At 30.6% G+C, this 18926-nt stretch carries 21 protein-coding genes; 3 read left to right on the top strand and 18 right to left on the bottom strand.

The features are described 5' to 3' along the window. Positions 1-28 precede the first annotated feature (28 nt). Genes ACIJYC_RS02390 through xsc form a run of 6 tightly spaced genes read right to left on the bottom strand, consistent with a single transcriptional unit; the run spans position 29 to position 6013 of the window. Positions 29-937: a hypothetical protein gene (locus ACIJYC_RS02390; protein WP_435167421.1), complete on the bottom strand. Its 909-nt coding sequence runs from the start codon at positions 935-937 to the stop codon at positions 29-31. After that, positions 937-1851 carry a class I SAM-dependent methyltransferase gene (locus ACIJYC_RS02385; RefSeq protein WP_435167419.1) on the bottom strand — a complete coding sequence of 305 codons (915 nt, stop codon included), beginning with the start codon at positions 1849-1851 and terminating at the stop codon, positions 937-939. Before ACIJYC_RS02385 ends, ACIJYC_RS02390 begins: the two co-directional genes overlap by 1 nt. Further along, a complete protein-coding gene (locus tag ACIJYC_RS02380) occupies positions 1844-3658 on the bottom strand; it encodes a carbamoyltransferase family protein (protein WP_435167416.1) in 1815 nt (604 codons plus the stop codon). The genes ACIJYC_RS02385 and ACIJYC_RS02380 overlap by 8 nt, the downstream gene beginning before the upstream one ends. Before the next feature lie 26 nt (positions 3659-3684). Continuing rightward, complete coding sequence (locus tag ACIJYC_RS02375) at positions 3685-3834, bottom strand: DUF5989 family protein (RefSeq protein ID WP_435167414.1); 150 nt, start codon at positions 3832-3834, stop codon at positions 3685-3687. After that, positions 3834-4220, bottom strand: a complete 387-nt coding sequence (locus ACIJYC_RS02370; protein ID WP_435167411.1) for an SxtJ family membrane protein — start codon at positions 4218-4220, stop codon at positions 3834-3836. The genes ACIJYC_RS02375 and ACIJYC_RS02370 overlap by 1 nt, the downstream gene beginning before the upstream one ends. Positions 4221-4228: 8 nt before the next feature. Beyond that, complete coding sequence (xsc, locus tag ACIJYC_RS02365; protein WP_435167408.1) at positions 4229-6013, bottom strand: sulfoacetaldehyde acetyltransferase; 1785 nt, start codon at positions 6011-6013, stop codon at positions 4229-4231. A 114-nt stretch (positions 6014-6127) separates the two neighbouring features. Here xsc and ACIJYC_RS02360 point away from each other — a divergent pair, with 114 nt between their 5' ends. From ACIJYC_RS02360 to ACIJYC_RS02350, 3 genes are read left to right on the top strand one after another with little or no spacing between them, the layout of a single operon-like run. Beyond that, entirely contained in the window at positions 6128-6412 is a 285-nt protein-coding gene (locus ACIJYC_RS02360) for a UxaA family hydrolase (protein WP_435167405.1), read from the top strand. A 4-nt stretch (positions 6413-6416) separates the two neighbouring features. Further along, the gene (locus tag ACIJYC_RS02355) at positions 6417-7583 is read left to right on the top strand and encodes a UxaA family hydrolase (protein WP_435167402.1); all 1167 of its coding nucleotides are present in this window, start codon (positions 6417-6419) and stop codon (positions 7581-7583) included. Between the two features lie 15 nt (positions 7584-7598). Next, a complete protein-coding gene (locus tag ACIJYC_RS02350; RefSeq protein WP_435167399.1) occupies positions 7599-8672 on the top strand; it encodes a YeiH family protein in 1074 nt (357 codons plus the stop codon). On the opposite strand, the gene ACIJYC_RS02345 is transcribed toward ACIJYC_RS02350, so the two are convergent. From ACIJYC_RS02345 to ACIJYC_RS02290, 12 genes are all read right to left on the bottom strand, one after another. Then, the gene (locus ACIJYC_RS02345; protein ID WP_435167396.1) at positions 8669-9748 is read right to left on the bottom strand and encodes a TSUP family transporter; all 1080 of its coding nucleotides are present in this window, start codon (positions 9746-9748) and stop codon (positions 8669-8671) included. The genes ACIJYC_RS02350 and ACIJYC_RS02345 overlap by 4 nt on opposite strands. Positions 9749-9777: 29 nt before the next feature. After that, on the bottom strand, positions 9778-9948 hold the full coding sequence (locus ACIJYC_RS02340; RefSeq protein ID WP_435167394.1) for a hypothetical protein: 171 nt from the start codon (positions 9946-9948) through the stop codon (positions 9778-9780). A gap of 35 nt (positions 9949-9983) precedes the next feature. Next, a complete protein-coding gene (locus ACIJYC_RS02335) occupies positions 9984-10334 on the bottom strand; it encodes a hypothetical protein (protein WP_028037131.1) in 351 nt (116 codons plus the stop codon). A 20-nt stretch (positions 10335-10354) separates the two neighbouring features. Beyond that, on the bottom strand, positions 10355-12214 hold the full coding sequence (gene aprA / locus ACIJYC_RS02330) for an adenylyl-sulfate reductase subunit alpha (RefSeq protein ID WP_435167391.1): 1860 nt from the start codon (positions 12212-12214) through the stop codon (positions 10355-10357). Next, entirely contained in the window at positions 12214-12684 is a 471-nt protein-coding gene (gene aprB / locus ACIJYC_RS02325; RefSeq protein ID WP_023648677.1) for an adenylyl-sulfate reductase subunit beta, read from the bottom strand. The genes aprA and aprB overlap by 1 nt, the downstream gene beginning before the upstream one ends. Positions 12685-12717: 33 nt before the next feature. Beyond that, entirely contained in the window at positions 12718-13512 is a 795-nt protein-coding gene (locus ACIJYC_RS02320) for an adenylyl-sulfate reductase (protein ID WP_435167388.1), read from the bottom strand. A 109-nt stretch (positions 13513-13621) separates the two neighbouring features. Continuing rightward, complete coding sequence (locus ACIJYC_RS02315) at positions 13622-14020, bottom strand: HIT family protein (protein WP_435167385.1); 399 nt, start codon at positions 14018-14020, stop codon at positions 13622-13624. Positions 14021-14025: 5 nt separating this feature from the next. Then, positions 14026-14796 carry an aminotransferase class IV gene (locus tag ACIJYC_RS02310; RefSeq protein WP_435167383.1) on the bottom strand — a complete coding sequence of 257 codons (771 nt, stop codon included), beginning with the start codon at positions 14794-14796 and terminating at the stop codon, positions 14026-14028. Further along, positions 14759-15316: an aminodeoxychorismate/anthranilate synthase component II gene (locus ACIJYC_RS02305; RefSeq protein ID WP_435167380.1), complete on the bottom strand. Its 558-nt coding sequence runs from the start codon at positions 15314-15316 to the stop codon at positions 14759-14761. The genes ACIJYC_RS02310 and ACIJYC_RS02305 overlap by 38 nt, the downstream gene beginning before the upstream one ends. Continuing rightward, a complete protein-coding gene (locus ACIJYC_RS02300) occupies positions 15313-16476 on the bottom strand; it encodes a chorismate-binding protein (RefSeq protein ID WP_435167377.1) in 1164 nt (387 codons plus the stop codon). The genes ACIJYC_RS02305 and ACIJYC_RS02300 overlap by 4 nt, the downstream gene beginning before the upstream one ends. A 4-nt stretch (positions 16477-16480) precedes the next feature. Further along, positions 16481-17701, bottom strand: a complete 1221-nt coding sequence (locus tag ACIJYC_RS02295; RefSeq protein WP_435167374.1) for an MFS transporter — start codon at positions 17699-17701, stop codon at positions 16481-16483. A 7-nt stretch (positions 17702-17708) separates the two neighbouring features. Then, entirely contained in the window at positions 17709-18884 is a 1176-nt protein-coding gene (locus ACIJYC_RS02290; RefSeq protein WP_435167371.1) for a trans-sulfuration enzyme family protein, read from the bottom strand. Positions 18885-18926 lie beyond the last annotated feature (42 nt).

Raw genomic sequence — 18926 nt, 5'->3', positions numbered from 1 at the left:
CTAATTCAAATTCTTTTGTATAGTCTTTTTAAGATTTTATAAATTTTAAAGTATTTTCTCTATTATGTGATTTACTAAACTTCCACAATTGTGAATCTAAATAAAAGTGAAGCATTTGCCCAATAATTGGAATAATAATTAAAAAATTCAATATTTCATTAGAGCTTTTTCCCAGTAGAGAAAGAAGTGCCATTGCTGCTGCATACAACAAAATTACTCCAATATAACTTGATTTCGAAGTTTGAATAATTTGATCCTGATGTCTACCTTTAAAAACTTTGTGAGTTAAATATAAATACTGAGTGTAGTGCATTGTTACACCCATAATTATTGCGTGGACTGGATTTGACACAAAACAAATTGGATAAAAAATTATTAATCCAGTTACAAAAGTGTAGAAGCTATCTGTAAGTGTATATCTAAAAGAATAAATAATTAATGTTCCAAAGATTAAAATAACAATGATGATATTTAATATAAAAATTAGATTTGAATCAATTACAGGTAGATAAAACCTAAAAAAACCAATTAAAAAGAATATAAAATTAAAAATATAAATAAAATTTTCTTGATATTTAATTTGTGATATTTCCTTTGTATATAGTTTGCACACACCAAAACTTTGTCTTGTTACGTGATACATGTTTGCAGCAAAAAAAATTAATAAAAATGTTGGTTTTAAAAATATAAAACCAATTAAAGACGCTGTAGCAATTATTAGTGGAAAAGAGATCAAACTTATTCTATTTTCTTTAATGAACTTTGAATTTGCGCTATTTAGAAAAAATGGCCAAGTAGCACCAAAATGAGTTTCAGCTAATAATAAAATTGTAAAAAAAATCAAATAGTTTTCTAAGCTAGGCAACAAAAACAATATGCCACCATAAATAATTGGAAATATTATGGGAAATTTTACTAAATTAAATTCTAAACTCATTAATTAATTTTTTTTTTGCCGATCACTATAAACAATCCACCATCAGATCCAAGTTCATTAAATAACATTGTTATTTGCGAAAAACAACGAGATAAAAAAGTCCCTTTAGATGATTTTTTAAATAAAGATTCTTCATAATTTTCTTCAGTGTCACATTGTGGTATCGAATTAATAAATTCAATGTTGTTTTCATTAAACCATTTTAAAACCTCATCTATACTGTGTAAACTTTCTACTGGGTGTTCGTATTGATCTCTAATCCAGGATTTAATTTGGTCATCATTTCCTTTTTTGATTTTTCTTAATGTTGGATCTAGAAGCATTACAATAGATTTCCCAAACAATTTATACAGAATCCTTCTCAATAAAGTTCTTGCTCTGCCGTATTTATTATATAGTCCAACTAAAATGTAACCATTTTTTTTTAAGTATTTTGAAATAATATCAAATGCTAATTTTGGATTTTTAGTATGGTGTAGCACCCCATTAGTCCAAATAAAGTCAAAAGTTTCTTCGTTGAATACATCGTCAAAAATATCGGCATTTACGAATTTTATATTTTCAATTTTATTTTTTTTCGCAAACTCTTTTCCTAGATTAATTGAAGCTAGTGTTGGGTCAAGTGCATAGACTCTATTATTATTCCCGATTGAAAAATATAAAGAAAGTTGACCAGTTCCACATCCAACTTCAAGAATATCTTTATTAAAGCCAATAAAATTCTTAAATTGTTTGGCCAAATAATTATTATCACCTTTTTGATTAATTGAAGATTTGTCATCATTATTTTCATAATTTGGAAATGGAGCCTCATTATAAAAATCAATAACTTTTTCAACTGTCGAGTCATCAATATTTAATTTAAAAACATTATCTTCAATCTTAATATCTTTTTTTTTAAAAATTTTATTCATTATCTAAATTAAAATTAATTTGGTTATGTTTTTCCAATATGCAGTTACCCAAAACAAGGACATCCAAGTCAGTTGCCATAAAACATTTATAAGCATCTATCGGTGTATTTACTGGTGGTTCCCCTCTAACATTAAAAGATGTGTTTACTATTACTGGACATCCTGTTTTTTTCTTAAATGTTTTAATTAAATCATAATAAATGCCATTTTCAGCTGTCACTGTTTGAATTCTTGCTGAATTATCTACATGTGTTACAGCTGGTATTTTAGATCTAACTATATTTAATTTTTCCAGCCCTTTGGCTATCATTTGATCAGATGTTTGCTCTAACAACTTATTTTCTTTTACTTTTCCAACTAATAACATGTAAGGACTTTCTGAGTCTAAATCAAACCACTCGTTCACATCCTCAAGCAATACTGCTGGAGCAAAAGGTCTAAAACTTTCTCTAAATTTTACTTTTAAATTGATTTTTTTTTGCATTTCAGGTGATCTTGCATCTCCCAAGATTGATCGTCCACCTAGGGCTCTAGGACCAAATTCCATTTTATTTTGAAACCATCCTACAGCTTTACCTTCGGCCAATTTATCTGTTGTAAAATCTAATAATTTGTCATTTGTAAAAGACTTAAATTTTGCTCCTATATCAATTAATATATTCTTGATTTTTTCATTGGAATACTCTGGTCCTAAATAACTGCATTTCATAGAATCTATATTGCTATTTAGTCTTTCCATTTTTAATTCGTTATGCCAGTAACCTAATGCAGCACCCAAAGATCCTCCTGCATCACCAGCAGCTGGTTGTATCCAAACATTTTTAAATATTTTTTCTTTAAGTATCTTTCCATTTGCTACACAATTAAGAGCAACACCCCCAGCTAAACAAAGATTTTCAATTCCGTATTCTTTACGTATATTTTTAGCAATTTTTACAATTATATCTTCTGTCACTTTTTGGATTGATGCGCCTATATCCATATGAAATTGAGAAATGTCTTCATTGTCAGGATTCCTTGGTACACTACCAAATAAATCATTAAATTTTTCATTTGTCATAGTTAAACCAGTTGCATAATCAAAATAGTCTTGATTTAATCTGAAAGAACCATCTTCTTTAACATCAATAAGGTTATCTAAGATTGTTTTAACATACTTAGGTTCACCGTATGGTGCCAATCCCATTAATTTGTACTCACCTCCATTTACTTTAAAACCCGTATAATATGTGAAAGCAGAATACAAAAGTCCTAACGAATGTGGAAACTCAATCTCTTTTTTTATTTCTATTTCATTGCCATTACCAACAGCAACTGTAGTTGTCGCCCATTCACCAACTCCATCAGCAGTTAAAATTACTGCATTATTAAATGGTGATGGATAAAATGCACTGGCTGCATGACTAAAATGATGTTCTGAAAATAAAATTTTATCACCTGGTAAAAAACTATTATCTATTTCTTTAAGATAACTGACTATTTGTTTTTTTTGAAATAATTTTTCTTTTAACCATATTGGTATGGCTTTTGAAAATTGCTTAAAACCTTTTGGTGAAAATGCAATATAAGTTTCTAGTAATCTTTCAAATTTTAAAAAAGGTTTTTCATAAAAAATAATTTTGTCTATCTCATTTAAATTACAATTTGAAGTTTCTAATAAAAATTTAATCGCATTTTTGGGAAATCTATCATCATGTTTTCTTCGCGAAAATCTTTCTTCTTGTGCGGCAGCGATTATTACACCGTCTTCAATTAAAGATGCTGCACTATCATGGTAAAATGCAGAAATTCCAATAATTTTAGTCATTAATACTTTGAAAATTTTTGTTTAACTTAAAATATTGTATATATAAATGGGGCTACAGCAGAGCCTTGTGATAAAATTATTAATCCTCCTAATAGAAAAATAGCAATTATGATTGGGAGTAACCAATATTTTTTTCTAACACCAATAAATCTTATAAATTCTTTTAAAAATTCCATTAAAACTGATCTTTCATTGTAGTATTTTTATCTTTGGTGCTTAACCAATATGAATTCTTATTTCTTTCATATTTAATATTCAAGTAATTTCTTTTGAATAGCTTTAACAAAAGAAATGTTGGAAAAACTATTGCAAAATAAACAACCCCCATAACTATTGGTGCAATAAATTTTCCTAAAAAAATACCAAATTTAAACCAAATTATATTTAATGGTTTTAGTATAGGTGATTTAACTATTCCTAAAAATAAAAAAATAAAACCAACAATTAAAGACCAAATCCTAATACTCTGATCATTTAAAAGAGGGTAGAAAGCTATAAATATAAAAACTAAAAAAAATACTATACCAAAGCTTCTAACAGAGCTAGCTTTAATATTGTTCATTTAAATATTTAAGAGTTTAAAGATGGTTGTTTGATCATATCAGCTTTATTGATACCAGCAACTTTAACTGGTTTCTTCATAGCATCTCTTCTAAATGGCTCGCCAAGTTCTTGGTTCAAAATTACTTCTATAAACGTTGTAATTCCTTTTTTTTGATCTTCACAAGATTGTTTGATAGCTGCTGTAGTTTCTTCCATTGTTCTAACAGTTACACCTTTTAATCCGCAAGCATCCGCAACTTTTGCATAACTTAATTCTGGATCTAATTCTGTTCCAACAAAGTTATCGTCAAACCAAAGAGTAGTGTTTCTTTTTTCAGCACCCCACTGGTAATTTCTAAAGATAACCATTGCAATTGCGGGCCATTCTTCTCTAGCACATGAGCTCATCTCATTCATACTAATACCAAACGCTCCATCACCAGCAAAACCTATTACAGGAGTATCTGGGCAACCAATTTTTGCACCTAAAATTGAGGGGAAGCCATATCCGCAAGGACCAAATAATCCTGGTGCTAAATATTTTCTTCCTTTTTCAAAAGTTGGGTAAGCATTTCCAATTGCACAGTTGTTACCAATGTCACTTGAAATAATTACATCATCAGGCATACCTGCTTGGATTGCTCTCCAAGCTTGTCTAGGAGACATTCTATCTGCATCTCTTTTTCTAGCTTCTTCATTCCAAACTGTGCCTTTATCATCATCTTCATGATCAAGACTTGATAATTTTTGTAACCAAGCAGATTTAGTTTGATGAATAATATCTTTTCTTGCTTGTCTATCAGTGTCACCGGCTGTTGGTGAAAGTTGAGCCAAAATTTGTTGTGAAACCAATTTAGCATCACCACAAATTCCAACTGAAACTTTTTTTGTTAAACCAATTCTGTCTGAATTCATATCAACTTGAATGATGCTTGCATCTTTTGGCCAATAATCCATTCCATAACCTGGTAAAGTTGAAAAAGGATTCAACCTTGTTCCAAGTGCTAAAACAACATCAGCTTTTTGGATTAGTTCCATGCCAGCTTTTGAACCATTGTAACCTAATGGCCCAGCTGCTAACGGATGACTTCCTGGAAAACTATCATTGTGTTGATAGCCTGAACAAACTGGTGCATCTAATTTTTCAGCAAGTTTTTTACAATCTTCTATAGCGCCACCAATAACAACACCAGCGCCTGAAAGTATTACTGGAAATTTTGCATTGGATAATAGATCTGCTGCTTTTTTAATTGCGTCAACACCACCTGCTTGTCTTTCTAATCTAACAATTGGTGGAAGATCAATATCAATTACTTGTGTCCAATAATCTCTTGGCACATTTATTTGTGCAGGAGCCGATCCTCTAATTGCTTTTTCAATTACTCTATTTAAAACCTCTGCCATTCTTGAAGGGTCTCTAACTTCTTCTTGATAGCAAACCATATCTTTAAATAAATTCATCTGCTCAACTTCTTGAAAACCACCTTGTCCCATAGTTTTATTTGCAGCCTGTGGTGTAACTAACAACAGTGGAGTATGATTCCAATATGCAGTTTTAATAGGTGTAACTAATCCAGTAATTCCAGGCCCGTTTTGCGCAATTACCATTGACATTTTACCAGTAGCTCTTGTGTAGCCGTCTGCAATTAATCCACCATTAGTTTCATGAGCAACATCCCAAAAAGTTATCCCAGCATCTGGAAAAATATCTGAAATTGGCATAAAAGCTGAACCTATAATTCCAAATGCGTGTTCAATACCATGCATTTGTAATACTTTTACAAAAGCTTCTTCGGTTGTCATCTTAGTCATAAAACCATACCTTTCTTATATATAAAATAAAATTTATTAAAATTCATTTGTTAATCTAAGCGATTAATATATAAGAATTTAAAAATTTCAAACAAACAAATCGACACAATAAATATGGCTACAGACATTATAATTCATGATAAAAAAGACAACGTAGGAGTAGTTGTTATTGAAAAAATAACTCCAAAACAAGACTGTGCTTGCTGGATAATGGAAGATGACAGTTCAACTAATATTCAATCTATGGACGAGATCCCTTTGGGGCATAAAATTGCAATGACTGATCTAAATGAGGGTGACACAATCCTTAAATATGGTCATGACATAGGTAGAGTGGTTAAATCAATTAAAAAGGGTGAACACGTTCATGTTCACAATGTAAAAACAAAGAAGTGGTAATAGTATGGAAATTCCAAAAAGTTTTTTAGGTTATAAAAGAGAAAATGGCAGAGCTGGTACAAGAAATCACGTAATCATTCTACCAGTTGATGACATTTCTAATGCATGTGCTGAAGCTGTATCAAATAATATTAAAGGAACAATCGCTCTGCCCCATTCATATGGAAGACTACAATTTGGAGCAGATTTAGAGCTTCATTTTAGAACTATGATTGGAACTGGTTGTAACCCTAATGTTGCTGCAGTAATCGTTATTGGTATTGAACCTAAATGGACTAAAAAAATTGTAGATGGTATTGCTAAAACTGGAAAACCAGTTGAAGGATTTCATATTGAGAGAACTGGAGACATTGGAACTACAATGAAAGCTTCTAAAAAAGCTCAAGAATTTGTGATGTGGGCTTCTGAGAAACAAAGAGAAGAGTGCCCAATGAGTGATCTTTGGATTTCAGTAAAATGTGGAGAGTCTGATACAACATCTGGATTAGCCGCTAACCCAACAGTTGGTAATTTAATGGATAAATTAGAGCCAATGGGTGTTCATTTATGTTTTGGAGAAACATCTGAATTAACAGGTGCTGAACAAGTTTGTGCGACTAGAGGTGCAACTCCTGAGGCTTCTGACAAATTCATGAAAACTTGGAATTCTTATAATGATTTTATTTTAAAAGAAGCAACAGATGATCTTTCAGAAAGTCAGCCAACAGCAGGAAATATTGCAGGTGGATTGACTACTATTGAAGAAAAAGCTTTTGGAAATTTCCAAAAAATAGGAAATTGTAAATTTATTGATGTTTTAGAGCCAGCAGAAGAACCAACAAAAGGTAAAGGTTTATACTTTATGGATACCTCATCAGCAGCAGCAGAATGTGTGACGCTTCAAGCTGCAGCAGGTTTTAACATTCATTTATTTCCAACAGGCCAAGGTAATATTGTTGGTAATCCAATTGAACCAGTTGTTAAACTAACTGCAAATCCATTGACTGTTAAAGGTATGGGTGAACATATTGATTGTGATGTTTCAAAAATATTAACTCGTGAAATGAATATGTCTCAAGCAGGAGATGAATTAATTAAAACTACTCTAAGAGTAGCAAATGGAAGATTAACTTGTGCTGAAGCTTTAGGTCATAAAGAATTTGTTATGACTAAACTTTACAGAAGTGCTTAATCAAATCTAATTTTAATGAATTACAAACAATACCTGGTAGTAATACCTGGTATTGTTTTAGCATTTGTTCTCTATACACTTTCCCAAGGTTTTAATAACATTATTGGCATTGAGCTTTTGGGTTATGAAAAAAGCCCAATATCTACAGCAATGATTGCTATTTTAATTGGTATGTTTTTTGGAAACATATTTCAAATGAGAGACAACTTTGTAAAAGGTTTAGATTTTACACAAAAATATATCCTAAAACTTGGAATAATATGTCTTGGTATTCAATTGAAACCTTTTGAGTTTTTAGAATTTGGTACAGTGGCGATACCACTAATTATTATTTGTATAGTCAGTGTTTTAATAGTTGTAAAACTTTTGGTTAGAAGATTTAAGATACCAACAAGGATGGCTTATCTTATATCAATTGGTGGAACGGTTTGTGGTACAACGGCTATAATGGCAACAGCACCTGTTATTGGAGCAAAAAAAAATGAGATTTCTTATGCGATTGCAAACATCACATTATTTGGAATTTTATCAATGCTTATATATCCTTACTTCGCAAATTATTATTTTGATGCTGAGCCTTTATTTATTGGACTATTTTTAGGAACATCTATACACGAAACATCACAAGTGGCTGCTGCTGGTCTTATTTATGATCAACAATTCAATAGCCCCGAAACATTAAACGTAGCAACAGTTACAAAGTTAATAAGAAATACCTTTCTGGTTATTATGATCCCTTTATTTGCGTTTCTATACAACAGAAGTAATACTGTTAAAAAAGATTACTCTATAATAGCTATATTTCCTTATTTTGTTTTGGGTTTTGTAGGCATGATAATTTTTAGAAATGTCGGGGACCAATTTTTTTTAAGTACAAATAATGATTTGTGGCTTGATACAATAACAGCAATTAAATCCTCTTCAAAAATATTTTTAACGATGGCAATGGCAGCAATTGGACTATCTACTAATTTAAAAGAATTAAAAAGTATGGGTTACAAACCATTTTTAGTTGGATTTATTGGAATGGCAACAGTTGGGGTTGTTAGTATTATATCTATTGAATTTTATATCAATTTTCTAAGTTAAGACTTAAGTAAAATTTTTTTCTTTAAATTAGAAAAAAACCTTCTAATAAAAGCTGCACCCACACCTAAAAAAATAGCAAACATAATTGAAAATAATCCATAAAAGAATGGCATATCGTTTGAAAATTCTTTAATAAATTTTGAAAAAAAGTTTAAATCTGAATTAGATACACTTGATATCACTACAATAGATTGTTCAGCAAAAAAAGTTTCGTAGGCAATTGCTATACCAACTATTAATAGTAAGATAGCTAATAACGCTCTTAGTCCTGAGCTGTCAATTTTTTCACCTAGTTTTTGTCCAATTTGAACACCAATAATAGATCCCACAACTAACATCGCTACTAACAATAGATCTATTGAACCATAATTAAATGAGTGCAAAAATGTTACAATAACACTGACAAAAATAGTTACAAACAAAGAAGTCCCTGGAACTAGTCTTGTCGGCATCTTTATAATATAAATCATCGCTGGTACCAAAATAAAAGCACCACCTATTCCCATTATAGCGGCTATAAAACCGACTAATAAACCAATTAAAATTGGAGTAAAAATACTTTCATACAATTTTGATTTTGGAAATCTCATTCTTAACGGAAGTCCATGTATCCAATAATGAACATGTAATTTTTTTTTAATTATAATATTTCTTTTAGCCCTATCTATCTCCCTAAGACTTTCGACAAGCATTAATGTTCCTATTATTGCAAGTATGTACATATAAGCTAATGAAATTACTGTATCTATTTTTCCTAAATCTTTAAAATATGTGAAAGTTAAAATTCCTAATGATGTTCCTACTGTTCCACCAATAACAATCATAAATCCCATTTTGTAATCTAAAGTATTTTTTAAATAATGAGTTGTAGATCCTGAGACAGATGTGGCTAAAATATTGTTAGCTTCATTTGCAACAGCATATGCCGGTGGTACACCTAAAAAAATTAAGAATGGAGTCATTAAGAAACCTCCACCAACTCCAAATAAACCTGAAAGAATTCCAACTATAGCACTTAATAAAAGTATCTCGATTGGATTAACAAAAACTTGTGCTATTGGTAAAAATACTTCCATAAAAAAATTAACTATTATCTTTAAAAAGCTTAGCTAAATGTGATAAAAGTTCCAACTAAAATAACACCCCAATAAGCTGCAAGGCTCATAAATATGCCTGTTTTTATTAAAACAGCTTTTAGATCAATAATTTTATTTATGATTTTTATGTTTGAAAGTTGCATTACATGCGTCAATACACCCGCATAAATATTTGTCAAACATTATTCTTAATTTTTAGATTATCTTTTTTTGATTAATAAATGGTTGCTCCGAAGACTTTTACTACACCATCTTCTTCACCTAAAACAAGTCTACCAAGAAATTCTCCTGAGATTTCTTTATTGGTCTGTTTGATTAAGACAGTGACATGAACTCCTCTTCTAAGACAGCCAAATGGGTCGAATGTTTCTTTTAAATTAGTTATTATTTTATTGTTAGCCCATTGCTTACCAAGTTCTACTTCATTGGCTCCAAACAACATTTGAGTTGAAAAATCTTTGGTAAAACCACCATAATCTTTCAAATTTGATGATTTAACCAAATTATCCCAGATAGGTTTAGCTATTTGATAAACCTCATCGTCTGTCTTTGACAATATATCCATTAAGTTGACCTGATATTTTATTAAGAAGCTTTTTTCTTCTCGTTCTCATCCACTATATGGTAGACAGGAACCTTTTCCATACTAAATTTACCAGTTTTAGGGTCACGTCTTGAAACAGTTAGACAATGCCAATTGTCATCATCAAGCTTCATGTGATCACCTCTGTAATAGTAGCCTGGCCATCTAGTTTCTTCTCTAAACATAGTGTGTTCAGTTACACACTGAGAAGTTAAAGCTCTATGTTTTAGCTCCCAAGCTCTCATTAATTGGTGATAATCTTCAGCTCCAACATTTTCTAGATCTTCTTCTAACCAAGCTAAAAGCTCTAATCCTCTTTTAAGCATATTAGCATTAGTCATATAATTTGTTGCAATTCCACCTACATATTCATCCATAATTCTTTGTAGACGCTGTAGACCTTGAATTGGTGAAATATAACTTGGAGAAACTGTTCCTCCAGTAATCTCGTTTTGAGCAACTGTATAGGTTTCAAGTGGTTTGTAGACTTTAGCTTTAAAATCCTCACATTGTTTGTCAGATACTTTTAAACCTTCAGCTTTTTTATCTTCAATATATTTAACCGCTGCTTTTGCTGCTAATCTACCTTCAGTGAAAGAACCTGATGAAAATTTATGAGCACTTCCACCTACAGTATCACCTGCCCCAAACAATCCATCAATTGTAAGCATTCTGTTATATCCCCAGAAATATTCTGGTGGAGATAAATCTTCTGGACCACTTACCCAAGCTCCTGAACATGTAGCATGAGAACCCATAACATATGGTTCTGATGTAGTTAATTCTGGATTTGTGTATTTTGGATCAATATTTTGAGATGCCCATACAACTGCTTGACCAACAGTCATACCTAAGAAATTTTCCCAGCCAACAGTTTCTAAATGAGGGTCTTGGAAAGCTTCAGTAGTAACCATATGAATTGGTCCACCACCTGCCATGGTTTCTTGAATAAATGCATGATTTCTTAAACAAGTTGGAGTTGGGTGATGATCAATATATTCACCTACTAACTCCTTAGTTTGATCGTACCATTTTTTCTCATAGTTTTCACCATTAGCATTTTGAGTATAAGTTTTTAAGTGTAGGAAATATGCACCAACTGGTCCATATCCATCTTTAAATCTACATAACACAATTCGATTTTCCATTTGTGTCATTTTTGCTCCAGCAGCAATCGGTAATGCATAAGCTGAACCATTACTCCAAGGGGCATACCAAGTTCTACCCATTCCTTCACCAACAGCTCTTGGTTTGAATATGTGAGAAGCTCCCCCAGCTGCAACTATTACAGCTTTGGCTCTAAACACATGGAAATCACCAGTTCTCATATTAAATCCAACAGCACCACCTACTCTGTTTTCTTGAGACTCATCCATTAACAGATGGGTAATCATAATTCTGTTATAAATTTTATCAGCTGACTTTTTTGCAGCCTCTGCAACGATTGGCTTGTAACTCTCTCCATGAATCATAATCTGCCATTTACCTTCTCTAAGATATCTACCAGTTTCTTCATTTTTCATCATTGGAAGACCCCATTCATCAAACATATGAACTGTCGAGTCTACGTGACGCGCCATATCGTATCCTAAATCTTCTCTAACCATTCCCATTAAATCATTTCTTGCGTATCTAACGTGATCCTCAGGTTGGTTTTCGCCCCACTGCATTCCCATGTAACAGTTAATTGCGTAAAGACCTTGTGCAACAGCACCACTTCTATCAATATTTGCTTTTTCAACACAAATAATTTTCATATCTCTTCCCCAGTGTCTAGCTTCAAAAGTAGCACCAGTTCCAGCCATACCACCACCAACAACTAGAACATCGCAATCTTCGTAATGTGTTTTGTGTTTAGCCATTAGTAGTAAACTCCTTTTTTAAATGAATCTTTTGGAACAACTGGTAACTCACCATCAATATTAAGTCCTTCTGGCTCAGTGTACAATCTTTGAGAATTAATTTCACCTTGGTTTGGTTTATCACCATCTGCAAGTTTAGGAATAAATTTTCCCCATGGTTTTGTTGTAATTGGTGAAACAAAATCTTTTGTAGTTCCATTTCTAAATTTAATTTTCCATGAAATAGTTCCTTTTTCTTCTTCACGTCTCACTCTAACGCTATGACCCATAGGAGCAAAATCAGCATAACCTCTAACATCAATAGCGTGATTTGGACATGCTTTAACACACGAATAACATTCCCAACAAAAGTTTGGTTCAATATTTTTTGCACGTCTAATGTTTTCATCAATATGCATTATATCTGATGGACAAATATCTACGCAATGACCACAGCCATCACATCTAGTCATATATACAAAAGTTGACATATTATTTTTTCTCCTTATTTAAAATTTTCATAATTAATAGTGTTTAGGTTGTTCTCTTTTAATACCTAAACCAAATTGTTCAGGTGCATCTGCTGGTGGAGGTAAATTATCTCTTGATCCATCAGCTTCTGCAAGATTTTTTTGTATTGCTGCACCAGGTTTGTAAAACATGTGCGCAAATTTAGACCAGTAAACTCCTCCAAATAAAACTAAATTTGAAAGAACAAATAAAGCTAAAAATAAAAATGAAAGTCCTGTCTGACCATTAAATTGTGTATATGACCAAGCTAAACCAAAAGTTGAGCATGCTAGTAATGCTAGAACAAATAAGTCTGCTTTAATAATTCTATACCAAGGATGAGCTTCAGCTGAAACATCAACTCTTAAAAAAAACCAGAACCAATATCCACCAACACAAGTCAATATTGCTCCAACGTGCCATAACATTGACCACATCGAAGATGAAGATTTATCAGCTCCAGTATAACAAAATACTAAAATTGCTGAAGAAACCCAAAAAATAATAGTGCCGTACATACCAAGTACATGTGATAATCTTCTTTTACCAAAACCAAGCTCAGAAGTAGTTCCAATATCAACAACAGCTGTCTTAGCAATAATTGAAGCTTTTTCTCCAGCACCTATTTCTCTTGTTGCTTGAAGTTTTGCTTTTTTTGCATTGTTAAAAAAATAAGTGATGTTCTTATGATGGATCATTTGAATGATTGTGCCTAAAGCGATTAAAACAATCATTGCAATAATAAAGCTTTGCATTGCAAACGGTGAAACCGTTTCGGCTAAAATAGAAAATGGATTTGTTTCTAACATGTTACCCTTATGTAAAAAATTTAAGTAAATTAGAGAGTTTTCTAATCTAGTTAATTCTATAGATCAACCTTAACTATTGGTCAATGTGTCTTTAATAACAACTTATAATTTATATTTTACGTTTATAATGCTGATTTTTGGGTATTACTGATCTAACACCACCTTGAGGATTATCAACATCACCCTCTCTTCTAGGAATCAAGTGAATATGACAATGCATAATTGATTGTCCAGCTACTTTGCCAGCATTAGTTCCGATATTAAATGCTTTTACACTTTTATCTTTGTCCAAAACTTCTTTTTTAATAATTTTAATTAAATTATTGCATGCAATAATCTCATCATCTGATAATTCGAAATAATCGACAACATGCCTCTTTGGAATAATTAAACAGTGGTGGTCTGACACAGGATAAGTATCATAACTTGCATAGGCTAAATCATTTTCGCGAGCAATTCCACTTTCTTTTGGATTGCAGAAAAGACAAGGGTTATTAGGATCTCTCATGATGACTAGCTGTATCTTTTGCAGTTGCTAATAGCAGATTTGTAATGTCTAGAAAGAATATTATAAAATTTTAAATTTTTTCTATTCCATTTTATCTGATTAATGGTTTTAACTGAGGCAACTCCTTTTCCAGAACCAATTAAAATAATTTCATCAAACTCTTTTAAAGAATTGATGGAAATATCTTTTTTTATAATCTTTTTAATTTTAGATCTAAAAAATTTATAAGTGATACCTTTATAAAATTTATTTATTGGTGAAAAAACTTTATCATTTTTCACAAAAAGTAAATTAGAAGTTCCTGTTTCAAAAATTTTATTATTTGAACATAGTCCAATATCTGCTCTTGAATTATCTAGTTTTGTTAAATGTTTTAATATTTCTTTATATTTTAAATTTTTAAATTCAGGTTTTTGTCTTTTTAAATTAACTAGTTTTAAATCAAAATTTAATTTGGGTTTAATACGTTTTCTCAATGAAATTGATAAAGTTTTTTTATTTAGAGCTATTCTTAATAAGTGATTATAATTGGTCTTTGAATTTAAATTTTCATTTATTATATTTAAAATATCTTTCTTCAAAGTTTTTTTAAATATTGAGTAGGTCTTTGACGATTTAATGAGATTATTAATGTGTTCGTTAAAAAAAAGAATTTTTGATGGTTTATCAAATATCCACATTGTTGAGAATACACCATGACCTCCCCAAAGATCATTAAATTCAATTTCTTTAAGATCTTTAAGCCGATAAGATTTTTTTAATAAGTAATTTACCATTTAAAGTTAAAAATGACTCAGGGTGAAATTGAAATCCATAAATTTTATCAATGTTATTTTCAAATGACATTGCGGCTTCTGAAATAACACATCTCATCGTTATGTCAAAATTTTCTGCATAAAAAGGTTCTTTTAATTTTAAAGAATGGTAACGACCAACCTTAAATTTAGTTCCTGCATCAAATAAATTGCTTGATTTATTTACTAATACTTCTGATTGGAAACCATGATAAATTTTATTTTGCTGAACTATTTCAGCACCTTCAGAAAATAATATTTGCTGAAATCCTAGACAAACTCCAATTATTCTTTTTTTTCCTTTGTATTTTTTATAAATCTTTGAAGTTAAAGGGTAATCTTTGGGTGAACCTGGTCCTGGAGAAAAAACAATTGTAGATGCTTGATTTAATTTCGATTTATCAATTTTACTAAAGTCATCACATTCCACATCATCAAATAAAGATAATTGGTGAACAACATTATGAGTAAATGAGTCTTTGTGATCAATTACATATATCATTTATATAAATCTATTAATGCTTTTGCTTTAATAAAATTTTCATTAAATTCATGTTTTGCGTTGCTATCTATTACAACACCTGAAGCAACTGAAATTTCAGAAATATTTTTGTAATTTAATATAGATCTAATAATAATATTAAATCTCATATCTCCATTAAATTTTATGAAACCAAAACTGCCTGTATATATATTTCTATTTTCTTTTTCTTGGTTGTTTAAGAGATTAAGAGTGTTTATTTTTGGACAACCAATTACAGAACCACCGGGCATCATAGCTTTTATAATATCAATATTCTCTACTTCTTTTTTGAGTTTACCAGATATTAAACTTACATAGTGATAAAGATCTTTATATTCTTCAACATATTTTTCTTTTTTTAACTTTACACTTCCTGGAACACAAATCCTTGAAAGATCATTTCTTTCCATATCAACAATCATATTATGCTCTTTTGTCTCCTTAAGATTGTTTCTAAAAAAATTTAATGCTTTTATTTTGTTTATTTTTTTAGTCTTTCTTAAAGTTCCAGCTATTGGCTTTGTTGATATAGATAAACCTTTTTTTGTAATCAAGTTTTCAGGTGAACAACTTATAATTGAGAAGTTTTTATCTTTAATCATAAAAGCTTCAGGGGCTAAATTAGACTTGGCAAGTCTACAAAAAAAATATAAAGGATCTATTTTTGATTTATTCTTGTATTTTGTGCATATTTTAATCTGATATGTCTCACCAGATCTTATTTTCTTTTTAAACTTATTAAAAATTTTTGTATAGGAATTTTGATTTATGTTTATCTTAAAATTTTTAGCTATTTTCCTAGTTTTATTTGATTGAAAAATAAGATCTTCTTTTAAACTTATTTTAGACTCTGGTTTATAAAAAATTCCTCTTGGAAAATTTATACTTTTTTGTTTTGGTAATTTAACCCCTATAAGGTTATTCAATAATTCGTACCCAAAAAAGCCTATTAATAAATCTGTATTTTTATAATTTTTTTTAAGCTTAAATTTTGTGTTTAAAAATTCTTTTATATTTCTATTATTCAAAATTATTTTTTTTGAAAAATCAGTATAAAGATCAAAACCTTTTGTTTTTTTGTAGATTACATAAGGTTTATTTGAATCGTTAATTCTATCTAAATAATTTTTTCTAATCAATTTTCTAAACTGTTTGAAGTCTTGCAACTTGTTTTTCTGTTATGGGTAGATGTATCAAGCCTGCGAAGACAGATAAAGCAATAGATATGTACCAAGCATAATCATATGACCCGTATAAATCATGGAATACTCCTCCAAGGTATGCTCCAAAAAAAGAACCAATTTGATGACTCAAAAAAACAATACCATACAATAGTCCAATATATTTTGTGCCAAATATAAAGCCTACCAACCCCATTGTAGGAGGAACCGTTGAAAGCCAAAGAAAACCAAAAGCCATACCAAAAAATATAGCTATGATGGGGCTAGGTGGAAGAAAAATGAATATAGCAATTACTAAACCTCTTGCTAAATAAATTATACTAAGAATTATTTTTTTGCTAAATTTTTGAGCTAAATATCCAGATGTAAGTGTTCCAAATATATTAAACAAACCTATCATTGATAAGATTGTGACTGTACACCATTCAGGTAATCCCCTATCACTTATATAAACAGGGATATGCGTTGCAACTAAGGTTATATGCCATCCACAAACAAAAAAACCTAAAGTTAAATAAATAAAACTTTTATTATTAAAAGCTTCTGTTAAAGCCTCAATAGCAGTTTGGTTATCATTTATTTTACCTCCAGCAACATTTTTTGGCGTAGTTAGAAAGAAAGCTAAAATTAATCCTATAAAAATAAATGCTGCAAAAATTAAAAGAGTATTTTCCCACCCATTTTCAACAAGCGAGTATCTTACAAATACTGGAGATATAAAATATCCAAATGAGCCTGAAGCTGTAACAATTCCCATAGCTAAAGTTCTATTAGACTCAGGAAAATGCTTTGCAACAACTGAAACTGGAATACTTATCGCTGTTGCTCCAAGTGCAACACCAATTAACACACCTATAGCAGTTACAAAATATAGGCCTGTATTATACTGTGAGTAAAGCAATAAAATACCTGCTAGATAAAAAACAAAACCAATAGATACAGCTATATGTCCGCCATACTTATCTGTGATAACACCAAACCATGGACCAAAAACACCCCAAAGAAGCATTTGAAGTCCTAAGGCAAAACCAAATTGTGAGAGAGTAATTCCTAAGTCAGTTGAGAAATCAAAATAAAACATTCCAAACGTTTGTCTAATTCCAAGAGATATGATTACAATCGCGCAAGCTGATACTAGAGTAATTAGGACTGTTTTATTTTTAATAAATTTTTCAGCTGACATTTAAGATCTATCTTAAATGTTTTAGTGATTGCTTAATATCAGCAATAAGGTCACTAGGATCTTCAAGTCCAATATGCAATCTAACGATATGTTCATTTTTTGCTAATTTTAGGTAACTTCTATTTCCTTGTTCTCTAACATTTTGGTGTAATGCCAAACTTTCAAATCCACCCCAGCTATAACCGTGTCCAAATAATTTTAAATTATTTACAAATTTAACAACTGCTTTTTCACTCTTTGCTTTAATTCTTAAACCCATCAAACCTGAGGCACCTGAATAATATTTTTTCCACATTCTAAAATTGTAAGAGTCTTTTTTGTAGGGATACAATAATTTTATATTTTTAAACTTAGATAAAAACTCAGCCACTTTTTTTGCATTTTCTCTGTGCCGATCCAATCTAACATCTAAAGTTCTCAGTCCTCTTGTAATTAAATACGCGTCATCAGGACCTAATCTTAAACCAGTTACTCTTTCTGCAGCTTTAACTTTAGCAAAAACTTTTTTGTTAACTGCTAAGCTACCACCCATTACATCAGAGTGACCAGAATAATATTTTGTTGCTGATACAATTGACATATCAAAACCAAGCTTAATGGGTTTTAAAAAATATGGAGTTCCCCAGGTATTGTCAATTGCAGTTAAAATTTTATTTTTTTTTGCTATTGAAATAATTTTTCCTAAATCTTGAAAATCAAATGTGTTGCTTCCTGGATTTTCTACAAAAATTAATTTAGTTTTTTTCGTAATTGCTTTTTCTAATGTTTTAAGATTGTGTGGATCATAAAAAGTTGTTTTAATATTAAATTCTTTTAAAAAATCTTGTGATAGCAAACGTGTTGGACTGTAAACTGGATCAGCTACTATAATTTCATCACCAGGTCTTGTAACACTAAAAATTGCAAGAAAAACAGCTCCAAAACCTGTGGGTGTTAAAAAAGTAAAATAACTTTCTTCTAGTTTGGATAAAATTTGCTGCAATATATGAGTTGTTGAAGTTCCTTGTCTACCGTAATCAAAGTGTCCACCTGTAGGGTTTTTTTTTGCTTTATTTTGCATTTTTCGAATATCTTGCATTGATTTGAATATAATTGTTGAGGCTCGAACAACCGGCGGATTAACAGACTGATTGTGAAAGTCTTTTGCAGTATGCTTTAAAAATGTCTTGAAAGAGTTACTCATAATAAAATTTGATATGTTAAGAAGAGAATGCTATATCCCGTA

The organism is Candidatus Pelagibacter bacterium nBUS_28 (assembly GCF_051200915.1).
Classification (GTDB): Bacteria; Pseudomonadota; Alphaproteobacteria; order Pelagibacterales; family Pelagibacteraceae; genus Pelagibacter.
The sequence above is the reverse complement of the archived record's forward strand: the minus strand, read 5'-3'. Positions and strand labels throughout refer to the sequence as shown.